The 23,211-nt window shown below is 60.0% G+C and carries 21 protein-coding genes; 11 read left to right on the top strand and 10 right to left on the bottom strand.

Features of this window, described 5'->3' with window-relative positions:
- The first annotated feature begins 116 nt into the window (after positions 1 to 116).
- From TBK1r_RS32160 to TBK1r_RS32130, 7 genes are all read left to right on the top strand, one after another.
- Positions 117 to 575 carry a TadE family protein gene (locus TBK1r_RS32160; RefSeq protein ID WP_145219554.1) on the top strand — a complete coding sequence of 153 codons (459 nt, stop codon included), beginning with the start codon at positions 117 to 119 and terminating at the stop codon, positions 573 to 575.
- 58 nt (positions 576 to 633) lie between these two features.
- Positions 634 to 1,077: a TadE/TadG family type IV pilus assembly protein gene (locus tag TBK1r_RS32155; protein WP_145219552.1), complete on the top strand. Its 444-nt coding sequence runs from the start codon at positions 634 to 636 to the stop codon at positions 1,075 to 1,077.
- Between the two features lie 62 nt (positions 1,078 to 1,139).
- Positions 1,140 to 2,423, top strand: coding sequence for a VWA domain-containing protein (locus TBK1r_RS32150; protein WP_419580603.1), 1,284 nt, complete (start codon positions 1,140 to 1,142; stop codon positions 2,421 to 2,423).
- Between the two features lie 31 nt (positions 2,424 to 2,454).
- Entirely contained in the window at positions 2,455 to 3,018 is a 564-nt protein-coding gene (locus TBK1r_RS32145; protein WP_145219549.1) for a hypothetical protein, read from the top strand.
- A gap of 226 nt (positions 3,019 to 3,244) precedes the next feature.
- Complete coding sequence (locus TBK1r_RS32140) at positions 3,245 to 5,146, top strand: hypothetical protein (protein WP_145219547.1); 1,902 nt, start codon at positions 3,245 to 3,247, stop codon at positions 5,144 to 5,146.
- A 279-nt stretch (positions 5,147 to 5,425) separates the two neighbouring features.
- Entirely contained in the window at positions 5,426 to 6,415 is a 990-nt protein-coding gene (locus tag TBK1r_RS32135) for a sigma-54 interaction domain-containing protein (RefSeq protein ID WP_419581606.1), read from the top strand.
- A 283-nt stretch (positions 6,416 to 6,698) separates the two neighbouring features.
- The gene (locus tag TBK1r_RS32130) at positions 6,699 to 6,896 is read left to right on the top strand and encodes a hypothetical protein (RefSeq protein WP_145219545.1); all 198 of its coding nucleotides are present in this window, start codon (positions 6,699 to 6,701) and stop codon (positions 6,894 to 6,896) included.
- A gap of 13 nt (positions 6,897 to 6,909) precedes the next feature.
- Here the strand turns inward: TBK1r_RS32130 and TBK1r_RS32125 are convergent, their stop codons facing one another.
- From TBK1r_RS32125 to TBK1r_RS32115, 3 genes are all read right to left on the bottom strand, one after another.
- Positions 6,910 to 7,494 (bottom strand): pyroglutamyl-peptidase I, encoded by a 585-nt coding sequence (locus TBK1r_RS32125; RefSeq protein ID WP_145219543.1) that lies wholly within the window; start codon positions 7,492 to 7,494, stop codon positions 6,910 to 6,912.
- Positions 7,495 to 7,556: 62 nt separating this feature from the next.
- Positions 7,557 to 8,015: a hypothetical protein gene (locus TBK1r_RS32120; RefSeq protein WP_145219541.1), complete on the bottom strand. Its 459-nt coding sequence runs from the start codon at positions 8,013 to 8,015 to the stop codon at positions 7,557 to 7,559.
- A gap of 147 nt (positions 8,016 to 8,162) precedes the next feature.
- Positions 8,163 to 9,566, bottom strand: coding sequence for a hypothetical protein (locus tag TBK1r_RS32115; RefSeq protein ID WP_419580602.1), 1,404 nt, complete (start codon positions 9,564 to 9,566; stop codon positions 8,163 to 8,165).
- Between the two features lie 517 nt (positions 9,567 to 10,083).
- Between TBK1r_RS32115 and TBK1r_RS32110 the strand changes: the two genes are divergently transcribed.
- Positions 10,084 to 10,785, top strand: a complete 702-nt coding sequence (locus tag TBK1r_RS32110) for a PTS sugar transporter subunit IIA (protein WP_145219539.1) — start codon at positions 10,084 to 10,086, stop codon at positions 10,783 to 10,785.
- Positions 10,786 to 10,815: 30 nt separating this feature from the next.
- Positions 10,816 to 11,592 carry a hypothetical protein gene (locus TBK1r_RS32105; RefSeq protein WP_145219537.1) on the top strand — a complete coding sequence of 259 codons (777 nt, stop codon included), beginning with the start codon at positions 10,816 to 10,818 and terminating at the stop codon, positions 11,590 to 11,592.
- A gap of 35 nt (positions 11,593 to 11,627) precedes the next feature.
- Here the strand turns inward: TBK1r_RS32105 and TBK1r_RS32100 are convergent, their stop codons facing one another.
- The 5 genes from TBK1r_RS32100 to TBK1r_RS32080 all read right to left on the bottom strand — a co-directional run bounded on the left by TBK1r_RS32100 (position 11,628) and on the right by TBK1r_RS32080 (position 17,405).
- Positions 11,628 to 13,265: an HD-GYP domain-containing protein gene (locus TBK1r_RS32100; protein ID WP_145219535.1), complete on the bottom strand. Its 1,638-nt coding sequence runs from the start codon at positions 13,263 to 13,265 to the stop codon at positions 11,628 to 11,630.
- Positions 13,262 to 13,726 (bottom strand): response regulator, encoded by a 465-nt coding sequence (locus TBK1r_RS32095; protein WP_145219533.1) that lies wholly within the window; start codon positions 13,724 to 13,726, stop codon positions 13,262 to 13,264. Before TBK1r_RS32095 ends, TBK1r_RS32100 begins: the two co-directional genes overlap by 4 nt.
- Positions 13,727 to 13,747: 21 nt before the next feature.
- Positions 13,748 to 14,848, bottom strand: coding sequence for an HD domain-containing phosphohydrolase (locus tag TBK1r_RS32090; protein ID WP_145219531.1), 1,101 nt, complete (start codon positions 14,846 to 14,848; stop codon positions 13,748 to 13,750).
- Positions 14,849 to 14,915: 67 nt separating this feature from the next.
- The gene (locus TBK1r_RS32085; RefSeq protein ID WP_419580601.1) at positions 14,916 to 16,082 is read right to left on the bottom strand and encodes a sensor histidine kinase; all 1,167 of its coding nucleotides are present in this window, start codon (positions 16,080 to 16,082) and stop codon (positions 14,916 to 14,918) included.
- Positions 16,083 to 16,292: 210 nt separating this feature from the next.
- Positions 16,293 to 17,405: a YdjY domain-containing protein gene (locus TBK1r_RS32080; RefSeq protein WP_145219527.1), complete on the bottom strand. Its 1,113-nt coding sequence runs from the start codon at positions 17,403 to 17,405 to the stop codon at positions 16,293 to 16,295.
- A gap of 208 nt (positions 17,406 to 17,613) precedes the next feature.
- Between TBK1r_RS32080 and TBK1r_RS32075 the strand changes: the two genes are divergently transcribed.
- Both TBK1r_RS32075 and TBK1r_RS32070 read left to right on the top strand, forming a co-directional pair.
- Positions 17,614 to 19,593, top strand: coding sequence for a hypothetical protein (locus TBK1r_RS32075; protein WP_145219525.1), 1,980 nt, complete (start codon positions 17,614 to 17,616; stop codon positions 19,591 to 19,593).
- A gap of 4 nt (positions 19,594 to 19,597) precedes the next feature.
- The gene (locus TBK1r_RS32070; protein ID WP_419580600.1) at positions 19,598 to 20,332 is read left to right on the top strand and encodes a YggS family pyridoxal phosphate-dependent enzyme; all 735 of its coding nucleotides are present in this window, start codon (positions 19,598 to 19,600) and stop codon (positions 20,330 to 20,332) included.
- A gap of 138 nt (positions 20,333 to 20,470) precedes the next feature.
- Here the strand turns inward: TBK1r_RS32070 and TBK1r_RS32065 are convergent, their stop codons facing one another.
- A complete protein-coding gene (locus TBK1r_RS32065) occupies positions 20,471 to 21,808 on the bottom strand; it encodes an ATPase, T2SS/T4P/T4SS family (protein WP_145219523.1) in 1,338 nt (445 codons plus the stop codon).
- Positions 21,809 to 21,866: 58 nt separating this feature from the next.
- A complete protein-coding gene (locus tag TBK1r_RS32060) occupies positions 21,867 to 23,072 on the bottom strand; it encodes a type IV pilus twitching motility protein PilT (protein ID WP_095738008.1) in 1,206 nt (401 codons plus the stop codon).
- Between the last annotated feature and the right edge of the window lie 139 nt (positions 23,073 to 23,211).

Genomic DNA, 23,211 nt, shown 5'->3' with positions numbered 1-23,211 from the left:
AAAACTCCGTCTTTTTTGTGAGAGGCGACGGATGAAATGTCCGTCTTGCGACAGGATTGCGAGCTAGGGTTCCGACAGCGGAATTCACTCGTTCGTTCACTCCATCGCCTCTCGTCATGATTCTTTCCAAGCGTCGCAACACGAGTTCGTGTCGTTCCTCCCGCCGATTCAGGCGTCGTGGTGCCGCCACCGTCGAATTCGCCGTTTGCTTGCCAGCACTGATCGCGCTGACGATCGGAACCATCGATCTTTGTTCGATGTTGTTCTTGAAAGAGTCCATCAAGTTGGCGGCCTATGAGGGAGCTCGTCGCGGCGTCGCGAGGGGCCGCACCAACGCCGATGTGATCGCCAGGGTGCAGCAGTTCTTGGACGAGCGGAACATTCAATACAGCGGAAATCCCTGTACGTTCAGTTCGCCAGATTTTGCCGACGCGGACACGCTGGAAAACGTCACCACGACCGTGACCGTGCCCTGCGATGGAAACCTGTTGATCCCCTCGGCGCTGTTCTCTGGGACGAGTCTTTCCGCGGATGTGACGTTGCGCAAAGAGTACAAAAATCTGCCGAACAACTGACCGTTCCACCTGAAACAACGCTTCACTAGCCCCATCATTTCCGCTGCGGACCCCAGCCATGAAACCACGTTCCAGATGTAAGACTCGGTCGAAACGTCGACACACCGGCAAGCGTCGACGCGGCGCGGCTGCCGTGGAATTCGCCATTTGCGCCAACATCTTTTTCGTGTTGATCTTCACGTGCATGGAATTTGCTCGGATGAACATGATCCGAAACCTGGCACAAGATGCGGCCTACTTTGCCGCGCGCCGCGCGATGGTGCCTGGGGCGACGGCCGAAGAAGCGGAGGCGGCCGCGGACGAAGTGATGGGGATGATGACCAACGCGGGGTACCAGGTCCGCGTCGAGCCGCTCGACGCGGATGCACGCGATGTGGTGGTCACCGTGACCGTCGACTTCGACGCAATCGCACTGTTTGCACCGATGTTCTTGCCCAACGCGACGATCGAATCGACCGCTCGGATTCGGACCGAACGCTACGACGGTTTTTACGAACAGTAATCCTTGTCTTTCTTTTCCACTCCTCAGACATTCCTTTTCGTCCCAATTCCGCGAGTTACACCATGAACGTCAAATCTGCTCGAAAAGGACGCGCGAACCACGCCCGATCGCAACACCGTCGCGGGACGGTGATGGCGATGACTGCGGTCGTGTTGCCCGTTCTTGCAATTCTGGCCGCGTTTGCAATCAACGCCGCGCACATGCAACTGACCCGCACGGAGCTGTCGATCGCCACCGACGCGGCGGCACGCTCGGCCGGTCGTGCGTTCAGCGAGGTGCAAACCGTCGACGCCGCGATCGATGCCGCCGTTGCGACCGCCGCGCTGAACACGGTCGATGGCGAACCGCTGCGGCTGCGTTCGGGCGACAACGACGGCGAAATCGAATTCGGAAGAACGGAGCAATACGGCGGCGACGGAAGCCGTTACCACTTCATCAAGATCCCGACCCCGGCCGTTCGCAACGGAACGGTTGCCAGTGCCGTTCGGGTTCATGGAAAACGACTGGAAGGCTCGTTGTCGGGCAACGTTCCCTTGATCATCCCCGGTTTGCTCAGCACCAACGATTTTGAAACACAACACGACTCGGTCGCAATGCAGGTGGACCGAGATATCTCGTTGATCTTGGATCGTTCGGGGTCCATGGACGACATCGATTTCGGTTGGGCTTACGGCGAAAACCCGTTCTCGACCGCGGCCAAGGATTGGGCGGCCGGCCAAGGCCAACTCAATCGATGGTGGTCCCGCGGACGCTGGCGCTATTCTTATGCCAACGGCCATGACTGGGTGACCTACCAGCAGTACATGTACGAGAACTACTTCAACAAGGGCACGCCGCCGACCAACGCGTGGCAGGATCTTGAAGTCGCCGTCAACGCGTTCTTGGACGTGCTGGATGGGACCAGCCAAGAAGAACAGGTCTCACTGGCCAGCTATTCCAGCAGTGCGACGCTGGACACGTTGCTGGAAAAGGATCTTCAAATTGTTCGCAATAAAGTCGCCCAGCTCAATACCGGTGGCAGCACCGCCATCGGCAAAGGCATGCAAGAAGGGATCGAGGGCTTGATTCATAGCCGGGCAAGGCCGTTCGCGGCAAAGACGATGGTCGTGATGACCGACGGCAATCAGAACCAAACTCCGTGGGCCGAAAACGTGGCCCAGTCGCTGGTCAACAATTATCTGTTGACGATCCACACCGTGACCTTTGGCGACGGTGCCAACCAGCAAGACATGCGGGAAGTCGCGGCGATCGGCGGCGGAAAGCACTATCACGCTGCGACCGGCGAGGATCTGGTGCGGATCTTTGAGGAGATCGCCAACAACTTGCCCACCATCTTGACCAAGTAGTCCACGTCCAAACCTGTCGGGGGAAGCAACCATGTCAGAGAAGAGCAACGCAACGCCGGGCGAACCGCCCGAGATGAACCGCCGCGAAAGTGACCGGACCGGTCACGACAGCGGCGTGCAGGCCGGTGGACGACGTAAGAGTGATCGCAATCACGCGTTGCCACGCAGCAACGTCGCAAAGTTCGCGATCCTGGGCTCGTTCTTGTTTTCGACCGGACTGATCGCATGGGCCTTCACCCTGCCCTTTTGCTCGGGAGCTCTGACGGGCAAGAAGAATGGCCTTTCGTCGGCGCACGCCACCCTCACCAGCCAGGAGTATGAGGCACGGTTGAGCGCCGAAGAATACGTCAATCACACCCGCGACATCGATCGACGGTTGCTCGCTCGCGTCCAGGACAAAAATCGCCCCGGTACATCGGGCCGGACAAAAGACGAGTTGCACCAAGAGTGGCAGCAGCGCGTTGAGAAACGCACCAAGCAACTCAATCAGATGGTCCGGGAGTCGGGCGATCCGGTGCCTCAGGAAGGCACAATTGAATGGCAGAATTGGAAGGAGTTGGAAAAGATCATGGCGGATGCCCCGAGCGAGGAGTGAGCGGCCGCTGAATGCCGGTTGGCTCCTCAGAAGGGTGCCTGTCACCGGGCTCCTTCGCCTGGTGTGTCTTGTTGGCGGTGCGGCCCCAGTGCCAATACCACTAGGTAAAGCGGTGTCCCCTTCGGCCAAACGCAAAGGGATTGGGCGCACGTCGGTCTTTCGGTGACTAAGATATCGCTGGGTCCCCTGGCACTCTTCCACTCCTCTCCCCCCCCGTTTGTCCATCATGCGGTTTCACGTCTTGATCATCGCCGTCTCTCTTGCGTCGGTGGCTTTTCTGGCCGCCGGCGCTCCCGGTCAATTCGACGACGGGCCGTCGGAGGCCTCTGATCCGACCGAGGCCCCGGCCAAAACCGATGAGCTGGTCCGTCAGCTCGAATCGACTGCCGCCCGGGGCGGGATCTACCGGGCCGAAGCGATCGGCTCGCTGGCTCGAATCGGTGCCTGGCCTGAAGTCGAGCATTGGCTGGCGAAAATTGATGGCGTCGGCGATTCGACCCAGCTGGCCCAAGCCGCCGATGCGATCGGCAACGAATTGCTGTTGCGGATCTCGCTTCGAAGCGACCTGAGTGACGCCAGCCGTTCGGCGATCAAAAAAATGACGGCTGCGGCGAAGGCGAACCAGCAGTCGCCGGAGCGTCTACGCGCCGCGATCGATCAGCTTGCCGGCGATGCGATTGATGCCAATCTGGGCGCCAACCGAACCTTGATGGCCGGCGGGAACGCTTCCATTGAAGCGATCGTCTCCGCGATCACCGGGGGGGTGGGTGCTGGTCATCGCGCCAAGTTGCTCGGCGTGCTCAAGGCGCTTGGCGACGGTGGTGCTCAAGCACTCAATCAACTCGCACTCTACGGAGCCCCGAGTGTTCGCGCGTCGGCCTTGGACGCACTGCGGGTTCTCGATCCTGCAGCGGCAACCGACACGTTGATCGCTTCGGCATTGGCGACCGATGCGACGGCGGAAGAAGCCCAAGTCGCGCGTCGTTCCTCGGTGTTTCCCCCAGGCTTTGAAAAACCGGACGCCATCGCGGTGTTGGCCGATCGATTAAACACGCTGCGCTCGGTTGCGATGCGAACGCCGAACGACTTGTCACCGGCGGTCCTGTGGTCGGTCAATGACGATCGCACGGGAGTGCAGTTCAACCGCAGCACGGAGATTTTTCGGCGATACCGCGAGGCCTATGACGCGGCGCAACGATTGCGGCGGCTGGGGAGTTTGCCCCCTGCGGTCGGCCGCAGCGTGCTGGCGGCTGATCTGGCGTATCGTGTCATGGTCGATGTGAATTGGGGGGATCCTGACCAAGTCAAGCAAGTCCGTCAGCTGTATCGCGATCAAGTGGATCCACCCTCGCTATTGGTCGCACTGGCAGAGCTACGCAGTCGAAACGACATTCCCGCCTCGGTCGGCATCGTGCGTCTGTTGTCGGATTCCATCGCTTCAGGCAACGCGGGTTCCGACTTGCTGGTCGGTCGCGACGGTGGGTTTTCTGAGTTGGTTGAGGCGGTTCGCGATCCCCAGCCGCGGATTCGTTATGAGGCGGCGGACGGTCTGTGGCAGGCCGTTTCCAGGTCCGAGAGGGGGTTTGCGTTTCCAGGGGCGAGCTACGTTCGCAAGACGTTGGCGGAGATGGCGTCACTCGATTCCAGCCCGCTGGTCATCTTGTTGGAAACGCGTCCGGTCATTGCACTGCGTCAGGAATCGATCCTCAACCAGATGGGGTACGTGGTCGAGCGGGTGACGTCGGCGATTGAGGTCGAGCGGGCGATTGAGCGTGGCGGTGACCTGCGAATGGTTGTCAGCAAGATCAGGATTGCCGATGCGGCACCGGCCGAATTGGTCGATCGCGTCCGGCGGCAGCCCAAGGGCAAGCGGATTCCGATTGTGTTTTACAGTGATGCCGAAACCAGCGAAAAGAGTCTCCGGCGGACCGAGTTGGAGACCACCTCCAATCGCTGGATCAGCAATGACACGCCTGCCGTTTACCTGGTCCCGCTGCCGGGCAGCCCGGCGGCGTTGACCGATGTGTTGTTCGAAGTCGAGTCGAAGCGTCGATTGCCGCCACTCTCGGTCGGTGAGCGGGCCCGTTTTCGCATGACCGGCGCAGCAGCCTTGCAAGGTGATTCGTAGCCTCGTTAAAACACACCCGGTATCGGGATCCGCCGCAAAACGCTACTTTCGCGGCAGTGCTGAGGTAGCACAATTGCTCGTTGGCATTGGGGCACTCCGATGCATTGGCGGAACGGGCGGAATCTTTACGACTTCCTGGATCAGGCGAAACGCCTGCGGTGATCGAGGCTCGACTTGAGAGTCCGGTTCCGCCGTGATCGCTTCATGGCAATGCTCGGCAACCCTGCAACTACACTTCAGAACGCTCCCTTGCCGGGAATCATCGGAAATGGCTCGGCGATGCGGGAGGTCTATCGCATCACCCGACGTGTTGCGGTCAGCAACGCTTCGGTGCTCGTGCTCGGTGAGACCGGGGTCGGCAAAGAATTGATCGCCGGTGCGGTTCACCAGTTGAGCCATCGCAGCGGCCGTCCGTTTGTCCGCGTCAACTGTGGCGCGCTCAGCGAAAGTCTGCTCGAAAGTGAATTGTTCGGGCACGTTCGCGGCGCCTTTACCGGTGCGGTCAGCAATCGCACCGGCCGCTTCGAAGCCGCCCAGGGCGGCACGATTTTCTTGGATGAAATCAACAGCACGTCCCTGACCCTGCAGGTCAAACTGCTCCGCGTGTTGCAGGAAAAGGAATTCGAACGCGTCGGCGACACCACCACGCTTCGAACCGACGTGCGAATCATCGCGGCCAGCAACCGTGATCTGATGGGCGAAGTTCGCGGGGGACGCTTCCGCGAAGACCTTTACTGGCGGTTGAATGTGGTGCCGATCGAGATCCCACCGCTGCGTGATCGCCGTGACGATATCCCCGCATTGGTCTCGCATTTCCTGGACTACTACAACGAGCTGAACGATCGCTACGTGGCCCACATCGGCCCCGGCACGATGGAGGCCCTGCGCGATTACCATTGGCCCGGAAACGTGCGCGAGTTGCAGAACTATGTCGAACGCGCGGTGGTGATGGCTGAAACCGATGAGTTGCTCGTTGAGCTGTTGCCCGACTGCGTGACGAGTGGTCAGCCGATCCCGGCGGCGGATCTGGAGGCGGCCGGTCCGGTTGACTTCGAAACGATGACAAAGACCGTCGTGCAACTCGGATTGGACCAAGCCGGACGCGACTCAACGGATGTCCATCGCGGTGTCGTCGATGTGGTGGAGAAGGAATTGATCGCGCAAGTGCTTCAGGCCTGCGGCGGTGTACAAACCAAAGCCGCGACTCGGTTGGGGATGAACCGCAACACGCTCCATAAGAAGATCAAGGAATATGGTCTTGACGGTTAACCGCCGCGCGAGCGGTTCCGGTGCGGCGTTGGCTTGAACATGGTCTAGGATTCTTTGACGCGGTTCTTCCGTGTCGACTTCCATGTCGCTTCACCCGGTTCGGCGAAAGATCGTCTCGGGGGGGAAGCAGGAAACAAGCATTTCCAAGAAATCCTTGCAGTTCGATGCGGACTTGTGACGCACTGCCGCGTTACTTCAGTGTCCAAGCCACTGTTGTTGATCGGAACGCTTGAGGCATGGGGGCAATCGATTTGGTGTCCAGCAGCACGCAGGAAGGTGAACAATGAAAGACTGCGACTACACGCTTGAGTTATCTGATGGCACGGTTGTTCGTGTCGGCGCAATGTCGGATTCTCGCCACCCCGATGTCAAGGCTTTCTATTTTCCCGCTGGCGCATTGACGCCATTCAGCCACAAGAATTTGCCGACCGCCCGACCCGGCCAAGAGCACACGCAGTCCGCATTCTCCAACTCGCTGTAGCAGTCACGACGCACTAGCGATCGGCTTGAGCGAGATGCTCGCTGACAACCGCGATCGCGGCGCTCTGCATCGGCGTGCTCATGCTGGCCATCGCCGATCCGTCGGCGGCAACTTGCGCCGGTGTCAGTGGCAGATGAAGGAATAGACTCTGCGTTCGACGCCCCATCATCTCGGCATAGTGTTGGCTCAGAAACAGCGCGGCGTTGCACAGGTAGGTGCCCGCATGATGGGAGATCTGGGCCGGGATTCCCGCCGCGGTCAACCGTTCCAGGCAACCGTCCAGGTCGAGCGTCGAACGATAGGCCGCCGGCGCATCGACCAGCAAGGGTTCGCCGTTGGTGCGCAGGTTTAGACCGACCGATTCCAGTTTGATCACGGGTGATCCGGGCGACTGACCCAGGTGAATCGCGAAGTCATAGTTGCGGGCCAAGTCGGCTTCGAGCATCTCGCGCAGCTTGGGCAAATCGACCGGGTAGCGACGGGTCGCGATCTCCAACGCGCCTTCGTACCAACTCGTCAGGTCGACCAGCGCCAACCAGCTGGAGTTCTGTTTCCAACGGTCATACGGCTCAAATGCGGTGATAAGAATGCGAGTCACGGTAACCTGCGCCGGGTGCGTGTGGCGGAGACGGGATGGAGGGTGCAGCAGTGCATCATAGATCAGGGCAAAGGTGGAGAGGGAGTTTTAGCCGAATTACTGACCGGTTCCGCTTTGTGAGCGTGGCTGATATGGACAATCGCTGCGATCGCAGTGATTTGGATGACGGCGATCATCAGCGGCGGTGTCGTCCGAATCCGTTCAAAAAACTTCCTCAACCAGTTCGGTTCTCGGTGCCGCTGGATGTCCAGCCACGATTCGATCGATCGCGATTGAAACTCCGTCGAAACGAACCACAACGACGCGTCTTCCCAACCATTTTTGGTCCGCCGCATTCCGCGTGGGATCACGGCGTCCGAATCGATCGCAGGGACGTATGCGCCGTATTCGTTTTCAAACAACGCGGGAGGCGAGCAGCCGCCAAGGCCGAGCAGGCTGAACCCGAGGAAACCGAGCAGAAGGAAACGTGCAACAGCGGCACGTGGCGGCGCGAGGAGTCGATCGATGGAAGAGGTGTTCATGCCGATGCGACACACGCAACCGGCGTGCCGCGGCATCTCAGGCCATGTTTCTCTCGTAAATCAAGATGTTGACGGCGAACGTGTTGATCATTCGCCACATCAGGTTGCACAACGATGTTGCCGTTTCACAACACGCGGTGTGGCCAGTCAATATCCCAGGCCCAGGCGGAACATCCAGGTGTCGCTGATGCTGAGGTTGTCGGCAGGGTTGCGACGATAGACGAGTTCTCGGTCGCCGACGTAACCGAATTCAAAGAACCACGTCCGCAGCCCGGCGCGCATCCGTTGGCTTTCGCCCCATTCAAAACCGGTGGTCAAGCGAATGTCGTTGATGTCCACCTGGTCTTCGCCTTTGCCATCTCGTTCGATCGTCCACGACCCGCCACCGTATTCCCCGGCGACGTACCACCACACATCGTTGGTGCCCACCGTCGACAGATACCGTGAGTAACGCGGCTGGGGGAAAAACAGATCGACTTTCGTGAACGCGTTGGGACGCCAGAACAGCCCGACGGCCGGCAGCAGTTTAACGTCGACGCGATCGTAATAATAAACGCCCACTTTCAGCGTCGATGCGGGGGTGATGCGAAACGTGCCAAGACCCTTGCCGCGGACTCGTAACGCGTCGATGTCGAAGGATTGAAATTCGCTAAACATGCCCACGCTGAGACCCAAGTCGACGCCCAGGATTCGATTGGGATCCGATTGCCAGGCAAAGTCTAAAAACGCGCTGTAGGCGCTTCCCGGTAGATCAGCGCCGGTGATCGATTGCGGGCCGTCCCACAGGTGCAGCGAAAACGACGGCGCGATGAACAGCGGTTGAGTCGAATACAGGAAACTCGGTATCGCAAACGCCAACGCCACATCGGTGTCGTTGATCCCCAGGTCGTCGCTGCCGTTGCCGTCCTGAAGGTAGGTGTGGCGAAACCGCATCCGTTGGATCAAACGATAGGGATTCAGCTGCGGTGAAAACGAAGGTGTGTTGCCGAACAGTCCGCCGGGAAACAGCGTCGAAGGCGAGCCGCTGGGGTAGGCGGTCGACGGATAGCCGTACGACGGCGGTGCGGCATAGTTGCTGGACGGATTCAACGGCAGGCCCGCCGACGCGTTGCCGCCGAACAGGTTTCCCGCGTCGATCATCGGTGGCGGTTGATTGGCCAGCCCACCATAGATCGGCGTTCCGTAGGAGGGTTGTGGCGAAGCGGGCGCGAAGAATCCACCCTGGGGCGCGACGGTGGTCGGGGCGCCGAACAAACCGCCGCCCAGTCCCGAGGATGAGCCCAAAATCGGCGAGGAAGGAGACGGTTGGACAAACCCTGACGCCGGCGCTCCGGCATACGGATCAAACTGGGAAACGCCTGCCGGGTTGTTGTAGGGCGACGCGTTGTAAGGCGACCCGTAGCCCTGTCCCGAATAGACCTGCCCCGAAGCTGCCGGCGGGGATGCGGCGGGTCCGGTCGGGGTGGTGATCGGGGCGAGACGCGTTTGTGGAACATCCAGCGAGTTGCCGGGCGATTGTGCGGTCGCTGCCGCGGCTGCGATCCAACCCATCCACACAAGCACGCCCGCCAGACGGAACAGGGACGGCGCACCATGAGGCCTTCCCGCAAGCCGCAATGGCCGCGTCGATGCCGGACTGGGACTGGGCGAGCTGAGTGTCACACGAATGCCGCAAAGCGTTGGGAGCTGTCAAAATCGAATGCTTGAACTCGGGAATAGCTTCCATCGGCGATCACGGTCAAGACCGAGACCGGCTTCGGAGCGATGAAACTTGAGTGAATCTGGAAAGATTTCACGGAGAATCCGCGGTTTTTGGACCTCCCTAAACCCGTGCCGGTCAGTCACCATACGCGGCAACGAAACCGACACGCGTGCGAATAGATCAGACGCGTTGTGCGAATTCCGCGTCTGTGGACGGACAACACGCAACAAGATTTTCTGGGCCCCTTGCCAGAACGGTGTCGACTGACGAACGGTGTCGACTGACGAACGGTGTCGACTGACGAACGGTGTCGACCAAAGGAATCAGCCAACACGTGCGTCAACCAAGAAACTGATTAGGCCGACAATGGAAGAATTTGATTTAGCCCAGTTAGCGCAATACCTACATATCACGCCCGCCAAAGTGGAGAAAATGGTGCTCCGCGGTCGTCTGCCGGGGCGCAAGGTGGGCGGGCAATGGCGATTCAACGAGGCCGAGATCCACCATTGGCTGGAGGATCAGATCGGTGCCAGCGACGACAGCGTCGAACTGGAACGTGTCCAACGCGTTGTGGACCGCATGACCGATGAGACGCAGGACCGAGAGTTGCATGAATTGTGCACCGTCGACACCATCGAGATCCCGTTGCGGGCTCGCACGCGTGGATCGGTGATCCGCTCGATGTGTGACCTGGTCGCCGCTTCGGGAATGATGTGGGACGCGCCGGCGATGGCGGAGGCCGTTAAGAGCCGTGAACAAATGCATCCCACCGCGTTGGACTGTGGCGTGGCGCTGTTACACCCCCGTCGCCCCCAGACCTCGATTTTGGCCGACACCGTCGTCGGTTTGGCCGTCAGCCAAGCGCCGATCCCGTTCTCCGACACCGGTCACATGACCGATGTCTTTTTTCTGATCTGCTCTTACGACGATTCGGCACACCTTCGTACCCTGGCCAAGATTAGCCGACTGATCGCAATGGAATCCTTTCTGAACCGGTTGCGGGCTTGTGAAAACCCGAGCGAAGCATGGCATTGCCTGCAAGAGGCAGACGTTTTGTTGTCGGCATAATGGAAGCGAACAGGACTTCGGGGTGGGGAGATGTCGATGCATTTGGTCGATCACGGCGGTGTGACGGATCACGGGACGTTGCTGTGGATCGGCGATCGCGATTCAAACGCTTACTGCGATGCTTATGACTTTTGCGAGTCGCACGTTTCGCAGCTGGCTTATCGCGTCGATTTAAAATCCGCGCTGTTGCGTCCGGCGTCGGCGGTGCGGACGATCTTGTGTTGCCGCGACAATGATTCGGCCGAATCGATCGAGCTGTTCCAAACGCTCTGTCGGTTGCATGGGGATGCCAAAGCGGTGTTGCTGTTGGGGCCGCTGTGCGCCGGAGCGCGACCATCGCCGGCGGATCTGTTTGACGTGCCGACGATTCATTGGCATCAGTGGGAATCCTTTTTGCCGGGGTACCTACGACGCTGCGGATGGGCCAACCCGCCCAGTGGCGCGCCGCAAAGTATCGCGGTCGTTGCGTCGAGCTACGCCAACGCGTCAGCGCTGCTGTCGATCGCCTCTTCCGGCCCTGCGTCGGCGATCTGGTGCCGGCCCGACCAGTTGGCGACCCTGCATCGATTCGACGAAATCTGGTGGGATGATTCGGCGACTGAAGGTGAATCCTGGGACCGCTTGATGGACCGCTTGGTGGATCCGCCCCGCGAGCATGTATGGGTGAGCGGAAACATCACGCCGAAATCAAAGTCCGCGGCGATGGAGGCCGGGGTCGACCTGGTGATTGCCAAGCCGGGTGATTTCTCATTGCTGATCGATCGGGCGGCCGGCGAGACCGGATTCGGGCAGCGCCGCGCCGCTTGAATCGCAGTGGTGCTGGCGATGCATCAACGTTCCAGTCACTGGCCGCGCGTGGAGGGTTGGGGCGTCTCAGCGGGGACCGTAAATCCCGGGGTTCCGATGATGGGGCGTCCATCGACGGGGGCCGGTCGGGTCGCGGGCTGACGAGGCTGGTGGTTGATGCGGATCTCGTTGATTTCGTCGATGTACCGATGAAAGACTTGGATCAGGTTGGGATCCCAAAATGTGCCTGCGCCGTCGTTGAGAATCGCAACCGCGCGGTCGATCGACATGCCTTTGCGATAGGGGCGGTCACTGGTCATCGCGTCGAAGGCGTCACAGACGGCCAGGATGCGACCGTCGATCGGGATGTTTTCGCCGGCCAATTGATCGGGATAGCCTTCGCCGTTCCAGTGTTCGTGATGGTAGAGCACACCGGGCAGGATGTCTTGCAGGGCATCGAGTTCTTGCAAGATTCGCCAGCCGGAGTCGGTGTGCGTTTCGATGATCGCGCGTTCTTCGTCGTTGAGCCGATTGGGTTTTTGGAGCACGCCATCGGGGATCGCGATTTTGCCGACGTCGTGCAACAGACCGGTCAGGTAGATCCGTTCGCATTCGACGGACGTGAATCCGATCTTCGATGCCAGGCAGCGGGCGAAGCTGGCGACGCGTTCGCTGTGCCCGCAGGTGTAGGGGTCGCGGGCTTCAACGGCATTGACCAGTGCGCGGATGACGTCGGTGAACAGTTCTTCTTTTTGACGAAGCAGGCGAATGTTGTTGAGCTGCGCGGCCAACTGATTGGTCGCCGTTTCCATCAGCGACGCTTGCACGGTCGTGAATCCGAGCTGCGCCCACGGCACGTCGTCGACATCATCTTTCACCCGATTGCAGGCCATCACCCAGCCGTGCAGCCGTCCTTCGCTGGAACACTCGACAATGACATATTCGTCCAGCCCGGCAACGCCGCAATGTTGATCGCCGATGTTGCGATTGCGGACGACCGGTTGCTGACTCAGTTCCGCGGCATGGCTTTGGATCAGTTCCAACACCGATTCGTCTTGGATCAGTCGCGTTCCGGTCCACAGGGGGCGACGTTGCTGTCGTCCGGAATCATCGACCAGGATGGCTGCGATCGAGACGGCACCCACGCCGCTGACCAAGGGCATCAGTGAGGCGAGTACGAAACCGTCGGTGTCCTCTTCGGTTTGCGGCAGTTCCAGGCTGGAGGCGAGCGCGCGGATCAGCGACAGCTCTTCAAAGTCCTGCATCACCTGGTTGGTCAACGAATCGACTTCGGCCAGCAACTGTTTGGTTTCGTTGCGTGAAATTTCAAGCTCGAGCAGTGTCATCGCGTGGCGGCCGATTCGTTCGGCATGGTCTGCGGGCGCCGACCAGACGGCGATCCCTCCGGCAGGCAGCGCGAGTGCCTGGCGAACCGTCGCGGCGCCAGACGCTTGTTCGGTGTGCACACGATGCGGGTCGGAGGTCGCTTGCACGACCAAGGGGTGTCCGCCGTCACGCGCTTCGACCACCGTGACCGACAGACCGATCCCCTCGGCCAAGATATGGGCGAGTGATCCGTCGAGCCCACCTTGGTCATACGTGCAGACTTTGACGATCGAAGACGCTGTCTCGGAAGACGCTGTCTCGTCTGCATTGCCTGGGAGCGTACCGTTTTGTGCAACCGCTGGATTCATGCACTTGCTCCTGGTAGACCGGTCGACGGCATTCCCCCGCTCGGCGTGGATGCCGCGAGGGCGGGTGGGCAGGCCGCTTTGGAGGCGTGTTGATTGATGGCGTCATTGACGGCCGAGACGACGGTTCCGGGGCTGAAGGGTTTGCCGAACACCGTGTCGATTTTCAGCTTGACCACGCGGGGGTCGCGCGACAATTCCAGTTGACGTCCGGTGACCAAAAAGCAGGGTACCGTCGCGTCCATTTCTCGGACGCGTTCGATCAATTCGATCCCCGACATGATCGGCATTTCGTGGTCGCTGACGACCGCCGCGACTTGGCTGTCACAGAATGATTTCCATGCCTCGCCGCCGTTGCCGCAGGTGATCGGTTCGAATCCACAGGATTTAAATTTGAACGACAACACGCGAGCCAAGCCGGGATTGTCTTCGGCGATCAGCACTTTTCGTTTTTCGGTGGGCATGGCAGTTCGGCAGGCCAGAAGTTAAAGGGTGGGAGTGGCGAGTTGCGAGGGAGCGGAGTCGGTCACAGCATCCGGGGCGTCTTCGGGGGCTTCGTCTTGAATCATTTCGCAAAACTTGTTGACCAGTTCGGGGTCGTGAATTCCTTGCTTGGCGCGATGTTGCAGAATCTCGACCGCTTCGGCTTGCGACTTGGCGCGTCGAAAGGGGCGATCATTGGTCAGTGCGCTATAGACATCGACGATGCCGACGATTTGAGCCTTGAGCGGAATCTCGTTGCCGCGTAAACCGTCCGGATAGCCCGTGCCATCGAAGTGTTCTTTGTGGTGTCGGATGATCGGTAGCACGGGGACCAATGGTTTCAGCGGCGCGCAGATGTCACAGCCCACTCGCGGGTGCTGGTGGAACAGGGCGCGCTCGCGCGGAGTGAGCGGGCCCGTCTTTTCCAAAATCGAATCGGGGATCGCGATCTTTCCGACGTTGTGCAGGATGGCTCCGTAGCGAAGCATCTTCAATTCCGCTGCGTCGAGGCCGATGGCTTTCCCGAACGCGACGGCGAAGTTGGCCGCTTGCTCGACATGGCCGCTGCTGTATCCGTCTTTGCTGGCGACGGCACGGGCCAGTGACAGGGCGACGCTTTCGGCTCCGATCAATTCCGCATTGCCTTTGTGAAGCCGCGTGATCGATCGCAAGCGAACTTTTAATTCGCCGCGGTTGATGGGTTTGCTCAGGAACTCGTCGGCGCCGGCCTCGACCGCCTCGTTGATTTCTTCGTTCGAACCGGTGGTCGTCAACATGACGATCGGAATGGTGCGGTATTGCATGTCGCTTTTTAATTCGCGACAAACCTTCAATCCGTCCATTCCTCCGCCCAGGCCGGCGTCCAGCAGGATCGCGTGTGGTTCCGGTGTGGCGGTGGCGCAGGCGTAAGCGTCGGGCCCGTTGGTGGCTTCGATAATCTCGTAGGATTCTCCGGCCAGCCCCATCCGCAACAACTTGCGAATCGTGGCGTTCCCGTCGGCGACCAGGATTCGCATTTTGCCTTGGGCATCGACGGCCGCTTGTGAAAACGATTCCGCGAACCCTTCAGCGAATCCTTTGTTCAATTCGTTGCGTTCGATCATGATCAACCTATCTATTCCCGTGCTGGTTCAAGTTGTGATTCGCGGCAAGTGGTGATTGCGAAATGGCTTAGACGCCGGCGAGATCAAGATTCAACACCGCGTCTTCGGGACGCAGCGTTCGTTCGCCGGCCGGTTCGTCGCACATTTCTGCTTCACGCGGCAAACGGATCGTGAACATGGTTCCGGTGTCGACGACGCTTTCGACGTCGATGGTTCCGCCGTGCAGTTCGGTCAGGTGCTTGATGATCGCCAAACCGAGTCCGGTGCCGATGCCTTGGTCGGCGATGGCGGCTTGATAATAGGGCTCAAATAAATGCTCCATGTGTTCTGGAGCGATGCCGCGGCCGGTGTCTCGCACGCTGATGCGGAACATGTTCTTTTCGTCGGGGCGGATCTGCACGATCACGTTGCCGCCGCTGGAGTTGTACTTGATCGCATTGGAGAGCAGGTTCAACAGGATTTGTCGCAGTCGCAACGGGTCAGCGATCACTTCGTTTAACTCCACGTCGACTTGAGCGGTGATCGAAATCTCTTCGTCTTTCGCCCGTACGCTGACCATCGACACGCACTGGGACACCAATTCGGCCAACGCGACCGGTTGCGGTGCCAAACGGATCATGCCTGCTTCGGCTTTGGCGTAATCCAAAATGTCGTTGACCAACGCCAGCAGATGCTGAGCGGAGTCATCGATGTCCTGCACAAACTCACGTTGCGATTCGTTCAGCTCGCCGGTGCTTCCGTCGAGCAAGGTTTCGCTGATGGCCGTGATGGTGGACAGCGGCGTGCGGACTTCATGGGAGGTTTGTCGGAGTGCCTGGGCACGCATCGCGACGAGTTGTTCCTGGATTTGGTTTTCCAACGCCCGCTGTTTTTCTTCGCGTTGCAGCCGATAGCTGGCCATCAACACGCGGACGGTGAGAAACAGCACCGCTCCCAGGGCGGCCATGTCCCGGACCGCGTCAAAGATCGGACTCCAGGTCGTCGGTTCGGCCGCGTAGTAGAGCTGGGCGAACATCGTCGCGGTGACCACGGCGACAATCGCGCTGGCCAGACCCAAGGCGCGACGACGGACCAGCGCATAGGCGGATCCGACGGCCGCCAGATAATACAGAATCAGGACGAAACGATCCTCGAACGCCATCTGGTGCATGAAGACGAGGAAAAGGACCGCCGATCCGAAAATCAGGCTGTCCGGGCCGAACGTTCGAGAGAGTTTCTGTTTCAACGCGTGCATGGTGTTGTGCTCCGACGGTTGGAATCGCCCAGACCGGGCGGTTTTCGTCATCGAACACTACGTTGCACTTTTCATCTCATCTCCGGAATCGTCAGATGACTTGGGATCAGCCCCCCCGGACACCATGGATATTGGGGCCATGCCGGTTGTGCATTTCCGCCTATTTTTACCGCTGGCGGCCTGTTTTCCGGTCAAATGTCGTCGATCCGATCACTGGGCCCGCGGGACATCCCTCGCGGACGGTAATTCGACTTGATCGGCCGGATTTGATGGTGACGGCGCGTCCGCCGGATTGGGCATCGGAACCAAAAACAGACGCACCGGGGTGTCGCGATCGGGGATTTTAGTTTCGAACGGGACAAATCTCAGCGAGTCGGCGTCGGCACTGCTGGGGATCGCAACATCCAGCATCGCGCTGGAAAAGTTCGAGACACAGATCATGTCGCCGGAGTCGGCCATGTAGTGTTCTTGTTTGGTTTCTTCGTCCTGCCAGAACCCGCTGCCGGCAAACACCCATTCGGCCGTCATCGCCTTTTCCGTCTGTAAATCCTGAACCCACTCTCGGGCATCCACGACGTGGAATTCATCGTTGGCGTCGTACCAGCAGACCCAGACCCGGATCACCTGGCCGGTCGGCGGGGCAAATTCTGGCCGAAATCGCACCGGGGTTCCCGGGGTCGCGTCGACCGCCAGCAGGGCGGCATGCACTTCACGCGATCGCGCCAACGCCGCAACGATCGACTCATGCTCTTTCGTCCCGACCGGGCAGGCAAACATTTCCAGTGCACCGCGTTTGAGCGCCACGTAGCCATCGATGATCACACGCTGACGTTTGGGATCAATCCACAGCCGACCGGTCGCGCTCAGCTGTTTCGCACCCGGCGGCGGCTGAAAGGCTTTCCGCGCGATTTCTTCGGCGGTCGGCCCCTCGGGTTCCCATTGGGGAAGGTCATCCTCGGGAGCGGCAGGTTCCGGGCCGGCGTCGGCAGTCGTTGTTTGGGCGTTCGCGTTGTTCTGGTCCGGGGACATGTCCGGCGGTGACGGCAGCGGCCGGCCTGAGCCGGACTCCCTCTCGTCAGGCGTCGCGACGAGGTCAGAGGGCTTGGGCGTTTCAGGTTTCGGATCAACCGGGGGGACGGCCGGATCGGAGGCTTGAGTTTCGGGTTCGTCGACCGTCGTCGAATGCGACGCAACGAGAGGTTCGGACGCGTTTTCCGTCGCAGTATCGGTGCCAGCTTGCGGTGCCGATTTGCCGCAACCGACCAACGGGATCAACAGCCCGAGTAGCGAACAGGCTAAACCGAGTCGGATTCGTTTATTCATAAAGGCCGCTGGAGAGATTGAATTGGGATGCGATGGGACGCGTGAACAGTAGGTACAAGACCAGTGGGTGCAAGAGTCGAGCATGGCGAGTAAGGTAGCGTCCGATCTGCCGGTGCCATTTTTGTCGCGCTGCTGTCTGTCTTCCATCTTCGCCTTTTGACCTGCCCGAATCCAGCCTCCAATGCCCCGAAAGCGTCGACAACCTGAAATGCCTGACCCGAGCGAATCCTCACCGCAGGCCGTTGCGGCGGTCGCTGCATCGACTGCCGGAACTGACGCGGTGGTGCTCGAGGAATCCCCTCTGACGTCGGCGCAGTGGACGACGTTGCGCAAACGGATCCTCGCCGATCAAGAGAAGCAACCGATCGACGTGGTCTTTGGCGACGCGGTGTGGCGGGGAACGATTTATCGTTGGGGGGCGGCGACCGCGTTGCAAACGCCCTGCGACATCCAAACCCAATGGTTGACCCGGACGGCGACCGGCGCGAGCACCAGTGGCAAGCGATTTCGCACGATCGAGCCGGACGTGATGGTGCGACGTTTTCAAGAGTCATTGATCCGCAGCCCGGCCGAGTTGAGCGAGGTCTGGAACGTCTTGGTTTGGTCGGCGGCGATGCCGGGATTGTTGCAGCACCTTGAGGAAGCCGACTGGTGGAGCCTGTTGGGGACGATTCAAGATTATCGTGACGGCCTGCTTCAATGTGATCCGACTGATCCAGCCGTTTTGATCGGTGTTGCCGAGATCGGGCTGACACTTTCGCATCGTCTCGCCGCGTTGCCCTCGTGCCGTCGGTTGGCCGGCAGCAGCATCGAGGCGCTCAAGAAGTGGTGTGAGCAAGATGATCTTTCCGTTTCCGCCGTGCTCGCCCAGCCACACCAGTGCCGGCTCGCGTTGGCTTCCTTGTTGCGATTGCGTCGTCTGCTGCGGTTCGTCCCACCGCCCAAGCCGGTGAAAAAGACGAAGCAAAAAGACCGCAAGTCAAAGTCCAAAACGTCGATCGGCTGCTCGGCCTTTGAAAAAGCGATCGACGAGATCGCAATCGAATTGACCACGTGGGTTGCGGCGTTGACCGGCCGCGGCGGTGTCCAGGCGTTCTCAAGTTTGAGCGAGCGAGACGTTCAGGATGACTTGGGGAAACACGGGCTTTTGATCTCCGCCGCCGAACTGGATCCGGAAACGTTGCAGCCCGCCATCAAGGCCGCTTTGGGAACAGGGCAGACAAAGGGACGACTGGCGTGGCAGGTCAGTTTGCCGGAAGCGATGTTGCACGACGAAGAGGCCAAGGTCGTCTGCCTGCTTCCCGAATGGGACGTGCGGCGCGGGCGAACGGTGGTCGAGTACGCCGATCGCCAGTCGCGACTGGAATGGATCGCGGGCAAATCGACCCTGATCAGTGGTCGCTGCGAAACGACCATCGCGATCGACGGTCAGCCGCTTGAACCCCTGGGCGACTGGGTGTCGACCTGCGAGTACACCGATGACGATGTCCACTATCTGGAAATGGAGCAACTGCACGAGGCCGGTTATATCTTGCAGCGGCAGTTTATGGTCCTGCGTGAAGATCGCTGTTGTTTCTTTGCCGACGCGATCGTTCGGGGACAGTTTCATGAAGAGTTGCGTCGCGCCGCCGACGCGCGGCACGACCGTGACCAGGGGGGGAGCAACGACGCGGCATCGGTCTCTCTGCCGTTGATCGACTATCAGATCCGTTTCCCGCTGGCCGATGGAATCGCTGTAGAGACCGAAGCGGAGACGACGGAGTTGTTTCTTGGCGACCATCGTCGACGCGCGTTGGTGTTGCCATTGTCGGCAGCGGAATGGAAAAATTCGCTTTCACCGACGCGGCTGCGGGAGACCGAAGATCGACACCTGTTGCTCGCGTCACAGGGGCACGGTCAGTTGTTTGTGCCCCTGTGGGTGGACGTTTCTCGGGACCGCTTTTCGATGAAACGAACGTGGCGACAGCTGACCGTTGCCGAGCAATTGAAACTGATCCCGCAGCGTACCGCCGCGGCGTATCGGATTCAGATGGGAAAGGCCCAGTGGATTGTGTACCGTTCGATGGCAGCGTCGGGGCCACGAACGTTCATGGGCAAACAATTGATCGCGGACTTTTATTGTGCCCGATTCGATGCCAAGGAAGAGTCCTACGAAGACTTGATCACGGTGGAAGACAATCCCAGTTGACGCAATGAACGCGATGTCGCAGCCCCATGAGACCGCCCAACGGATCCGTCGCAATTGGATGGCCGTCAACGACGAGGTTCGTCACGCCGCCGACGCGGCGGGTCGGGACCCCGGTTCGGTCCGCGTGATCGGCGTTTCGAAGTATGTCGACGCCGCCACGACAGAAATGCTCTTTGACGCCGGCTGCAGTGACCTGGGCGAGAGCCGTCCGCAAGTGTTGTGGCAGAAAGCCGCAGCGATCGCCCCGGCCGTTTCCGCTGACCCCCAACGCAACTTGCGCTGGCACATGATCGGTCATGTCCAAACCAACAAACTCCGGCGGATGCTCCGCTTTGATCCGCTGATCCATTCGGTCGACAGCGAGCGGTTGTTGCGCGCGATCGACCAGGAAGCGAGTCGTCAGCAACGCGTCGCCGAGGTCTTGTTGGAAGTCAACATCAGCGGCGATGAGAGCAAGACCGGTCTTTCGCCCGAGGCGGTCGGTCAGCTGTTGAAGATTCCCGGACTCACCGCGGTGCGGGTCGTGGGATTGATGGCGATGGCGGGATGGGGAACGGAATCGGCGGAGGCGGCGGGCCAGTTTCGCAGCGTTGCGGAGCTGCGTGATCGGCTGGTCGAATCCGGTGGTTACGAGTTGCCGGAGTTGTCGATGGGGATGAGCGGAGACTTTCGCGAAGCCATTGCCGCGGGGGCGACAATGGTGCGGATCGGGTCGGCGCTGTTTGAAGGCGTGATCTAAAGTGGCGTAAGCTTTCAGCTTGCGATTGCCGAGCTCGCGAGGCATGCCTGGTCACCGCTTCGGTGGAGGCAGAGACCGGGCGGCACGCGCCGCTTCCGCCAGCGCCTTCGATTGGCAAGCAGGATGCTTACCCTACGGTTACGCTTTCTTGGCGAAGGCGCGTTTCAGTTCGTCCAAACCGGTCAGACCGCGGGCGATGGTCAGCACCGCTTCGGTTTGCACGCCGTGGAAGCCTTCGGATTTGGCGATCCCCGCCAGCCGTGCGACGTCCTGGGTTTTGGTCAATGCGTCGCGCAGCTGCGGACCGGGCGTGAGCAGTTCGAAAATGGCGATGCGTCCCAGGTAGCCGCGGCCCTGGCATTTGTGGCACGGCGTGATCGGCGCGGGGCGACCGTTCTCATCGACCTGTTGTTCGATCGGCGGCGGAATGAAGGGCTGGTACAACAGCGTGACGCGTCCCGGCGGAATGCCGAGTTGTTGCAACAGTTGAGGCGGCGGCTGGAATCCGACCTTGCAGTTATCGCAAAGTCGGCGGACGAGACGTTGGCCGAGCACGCAGGAAACCTTTTGTGCGATCACGGCGCGTTGATCGGGGTATTGGGCGATCAAACGCACCAGGCCCTCGACCGCCCCGCCGGCGACCATCCGTGTGATGATTTTCTTTTCCGCTTTGCTGACTTGGTCGAGCGCCAGTTGGAAGGATTCGGCATCGACGGTTCCGGGGAACAGAAAGACGTCGGGTTCTTTGAGGATCGCCTTGCGGACCGCTTCGTAGGGCGTCAGGCCCGTGCTGCCGCCGTAAAGATTGGCGTTGATGTTGATGATTTCAGGCTCCGGTCGGGCCTGGTCTTCGAACGACTGGAAATCTCGCAAGAAGCGGTCGGCGGCGTTGATTGCGACGTTCCAGGTCGTCGTCAGGCCTTCGGTTTTCGGAGCGGTCAGCAGCACGATGTCTGCTTCGTCATTGAGGTGCTGTTTCAAGGCGGTGACCATTTTGTCCCGCATGCCGAGATCGCTGAGCGTCTCGAAGGGGATCTGCAGCGAATCCAGGCGAACCAGGACGCGTTCGCCCGTGGGCACACCTTGGGACTGCATCACCAGGTCGAACTTTTCTTTCTTGAGTTTGACCGCGACCGATCCCGACTGGGCACTCCGTCGATCGGCGGGGTTGAGCAGGCACAGTTGCTTGAGCGCGAACAACATGCCGTCGCCGGTTTCGCGATCGAGTGCCGGCAACTGTTCCCACAGGCCGTCGATCAGGTACCGCATCGCGCAGCCGGCGGCCGTGAAGTCGAGCAAGACCTGCGTGGCACGCGACTGAATCGCGTGGGAGATCTGCCCGGCGGCGACTTCATAACCGGCACCCTGGCGGGTGCTGATCAGCAGTGCCTGGACTTTCGTGTTGTCGCTGAGCTTGGGCGAGAATTCGACGGGGGCAACGGATTGCCAGAGCTGTGGTGGGGGTTGTTCGGCCATCAATTACGGGCAAGAGCAGATGAGTTGAGTTGGCAAAGGAAGTGGTCGCCGCAAGAGCTTACAAGATACCGGGGGCTTTCACATCGATGCCCTTGAGAGCCATTTTCAGCGCGTCTTTGTTCGGCGCGACGGCGAAGGCGGTGGGGCGATCGATCAATTCGTCATCGATCAGGCCTTTCAGACTCATGGTGAAGTCTTGCATTCCGTCATCGGCACCGATGCGAATCGCGTCGGGCAGTTTCTCGTCCTTGCCTTCCAGGACAAGTTTTCGGATCGTCGGGTTGAACGTCATCACTTCGCAGGTGGGAACCCGCGAGACGCCGGGTTTGATGCTTTTGAGTAGTTTTTGGGCGACGATGCCTTTCATGTTGAACGCGATGGCGCTGCGAATGGCGTTGTGCATTTCTTCGGGAAACAGGTCCAAAATCCGGCCGATCGTCGTCGACGCACTCGCCGCGTGGATGGTCCCGAACACCAGGTGACCGGTTTCGGCGGCGTGAATCGCCGTCATGAAGGTCTCTTCGTCACGAAGTTCCCCGACCAAGATGATGTCGGGGTCTTCCCGCACCGCATGCTTCATCCCGATGCTGAAATCCTTGACGTCCTGTCCCATTTCCCGCTGGTTGATCAGGCACTTGTCTTCGGTGAAGATAAATTCGATCGGGTCTTCGAGGGTCAGAATGTGTTTACGGTAGATCGAATTGATGTAGTTGAGCATCGATCCGATCGTCGTGCTTTTGCCGCTACCGGTCACCCCGGCCAGCAGCACCATGCCCTGTTCGTAGTGGCACAGGCCTTCGATCGAATCGGGCAGGTACAGCCCGCGAAAGTCGGGGATGAAGTTATTGATCCGCCGGGCGACCAGGCCGATATTCCCCAGCGACTTGAGCATGTTGACACGGAAACGCCACCGCACGCCGTCGACCATCATCAGGTAGGCAAAGTCGGCACCGCCTTCTTCTTCGAAGATCAGCAGGTTCCGCTCGTCCATCATCGGCAGCAACAGGTCGACCATCTCTTCGGAGTCGATCGGGCCGCGGTTGAGTGGTTTGAGCGACCCGCCGACGCGGACCATTGGCGGCTGGCCGACCTTGAGGTGCAAGTCGCTGCCTTCCAGCTTGACGAGGGCTCGGAACAGTTTATCGACCTCCAGCTCTTCCCGCTGATGGAGCAGCGATTGGCGGAGTCGATTGGCGACAGCTTCTGCGGTGGTGGAACCGGTGGGGTGGGGAGCCGAAGCAGTCTTGCCGTTTTTATGAGCCATTTCGAGTCTTACAGAAAAAGGAGGAGCCGGGCCAAACGCGCGGGTCAGAAATGCACACGGGTCAGAAATCGCCTTGCGGGAGTTTCAGCCATCTTATTCTAGGCCAAGGATGGTAACGCTCAATGGACTCGGCGTGGGC

Origin of the sequence: Stieleria magnilauensis, assembly GCA_007753675.1 — a bacterium.
In the GTDB taxonomy this organism is placed as follows: Bacteria; Planctomycetota; Planctomycetia; order Pirellulales; family Pirellulaceae; genus Stieleria; species Stieleria magnilauensis.
Note: the sequence above shows the minus strand (reverse complement) of the source record. Positions and strands in the feature narration are given on the sequence as shown.

Excerpts from the sequence above, each read along its gene's own strand:
- TBK1r_RS32100 (WP_145219535.1), bottom strand. The coding sequence starts at position 13,265 with ATGAATCCAGCGGTTGCACAAAACGGTACGCTCCCAGGCAATGCAGAC.
- TBK1r_RS32065 (WP_145219523.1), bottom strand. The coding sequence starts at position 21,808 with ATGGCCGAACAACCCCCACCACAGCTCTGGCAATCCGTTGCCCCCGTC.
- TBK1r_RS32120 (WP_145219541.1), bottom strand. The coding sequence starts at position 8,015 with ATGAACACCTCTTCCATCGATCGACTCCTCGCGCCGCCACGTGCCGCT.
- TBK1r_RS32130 (WP_145219545.1), top strand. The coding sequence starts at position 6,699 with ATGAAAGACTGCGACTACACGCTTGAGTTATCTGATGGCACGGTTGTT.
- TBK1r_RS32150 (WP_419580603.1), top strand. The coding sequence starts at position 1,140 with ATGAACGTCAAATCTGCTCGAAAAGGACGCGCGAACCACGCCCGATCG.
- TBK1r_RS32135 (WP_419581606.1), top strand. The coding sequence starts at position 5,426 with ATGCGGGAGGTCTATCGCATCACCCGACGTGTTGCGGTCAGCAACGCT.
- TBK1r_RS32105 (WP_145219537.1), top strand. The coding sequence starts at position 10,816 with ATGTCGATGCATTTGGTCGATCACGGCGGTGTGACGGATCACGGGACG.
- TBK1r_RS32060 (WP_095738008.1), bottom strand. The coding sequence starts at position 23,072 with ATGGCTCATAAAAACGGCAAGACTGCTTCGGCTCCCCACCCCACCGGT.
- TBK1r_RS32155 (WP_145219552.1), top strand. The coding sequence starts at position 634 with ATGAAACCACGTTCCAGATGTAAGACTCGGTCGAAACGTCGACACACC.
- TBK1r_RS32110 (WP_145219539.1), top strand. The coding sequence starts at position 10,084 with ATGGAAGAATTTGATTTAGCCCAGTTAGCGCAATACCTACATATCACG.
- TBK1r_RS32075 (WP_145219525.1), top strand. The coding sequence starts at position 17,614 with ATGCCTGACCCGAGCGAATCCTCACCGCAGGCCGTTGCGGCGGTCGCT.
- TBK1r_RS32070 (WP_419580600.1), top strand. The coding sequence starts at position 19,598 with ATGAACGCGATGTCGCAGCCCCATGAGACCGCCCAACGGATCCGTCGC.
- TBK1r_RS32115 (WP_419580602.1), bottom strand. The coding sequence starts at position 9,566 with ATGGGTTGGATCGCAGCCGCGGCAGCGACCGCACAATCGCCCGGCAAC.
- TBK1r_RS32160 (WP_145219554.1), top strand. The coding sequence starts at position 117 with ATGATTCTTTCCAAGCGTCGCAACACGAGTTCGTGTCGTTCCTCCCGC.
- TBK1r_RS32140 (WP_145219547.1), top strand. The coding sequence starts at position 3,245 with ATGCGGTTTCACGTCTTGATCATCGCCGTCTCTCTTGCGTCGGTGGCT.
- TBK1r_RS32085 (WP_419580601.1), bottom strand. The coding sequence starts at position 16,082 with ATGCACGCGTTGAAACAGAAACTCTCTCGAACGTTCGGCCCGGACAGC.
- TBK1r_RS32080 (WP_145219527.1), bottom strand. The coding sequence starts at position 17,405 with ATGAATAAACGAATCCGACTCGGTTTAGCCTGTTCGCTACTCGGGCTG.
- TBK1r_RS32090 (WP_145219531.1), bottom strand. The coding sequence starts at position 14,848 with ATGATCGAACGCAACGAATTGAACAAAGGATTCGCTGAAGGGTTCGCG.
- TBK1r_RS32145 (WP_145219549.1), top strand. The coding sequence starts at position 2,455 with ATGTCAGAGAAGAGCAACGCAACGCCGGGCGAACCGCCCGAGATGAAC.
- TBK1r_RS32095 (WP_145219533.1), bottom strand. The coding sequence starts at position 13,726 with ATGCCCACCGAAAAACGAAAAGTGCTGATCGCCGAAGACAATCCCGGC.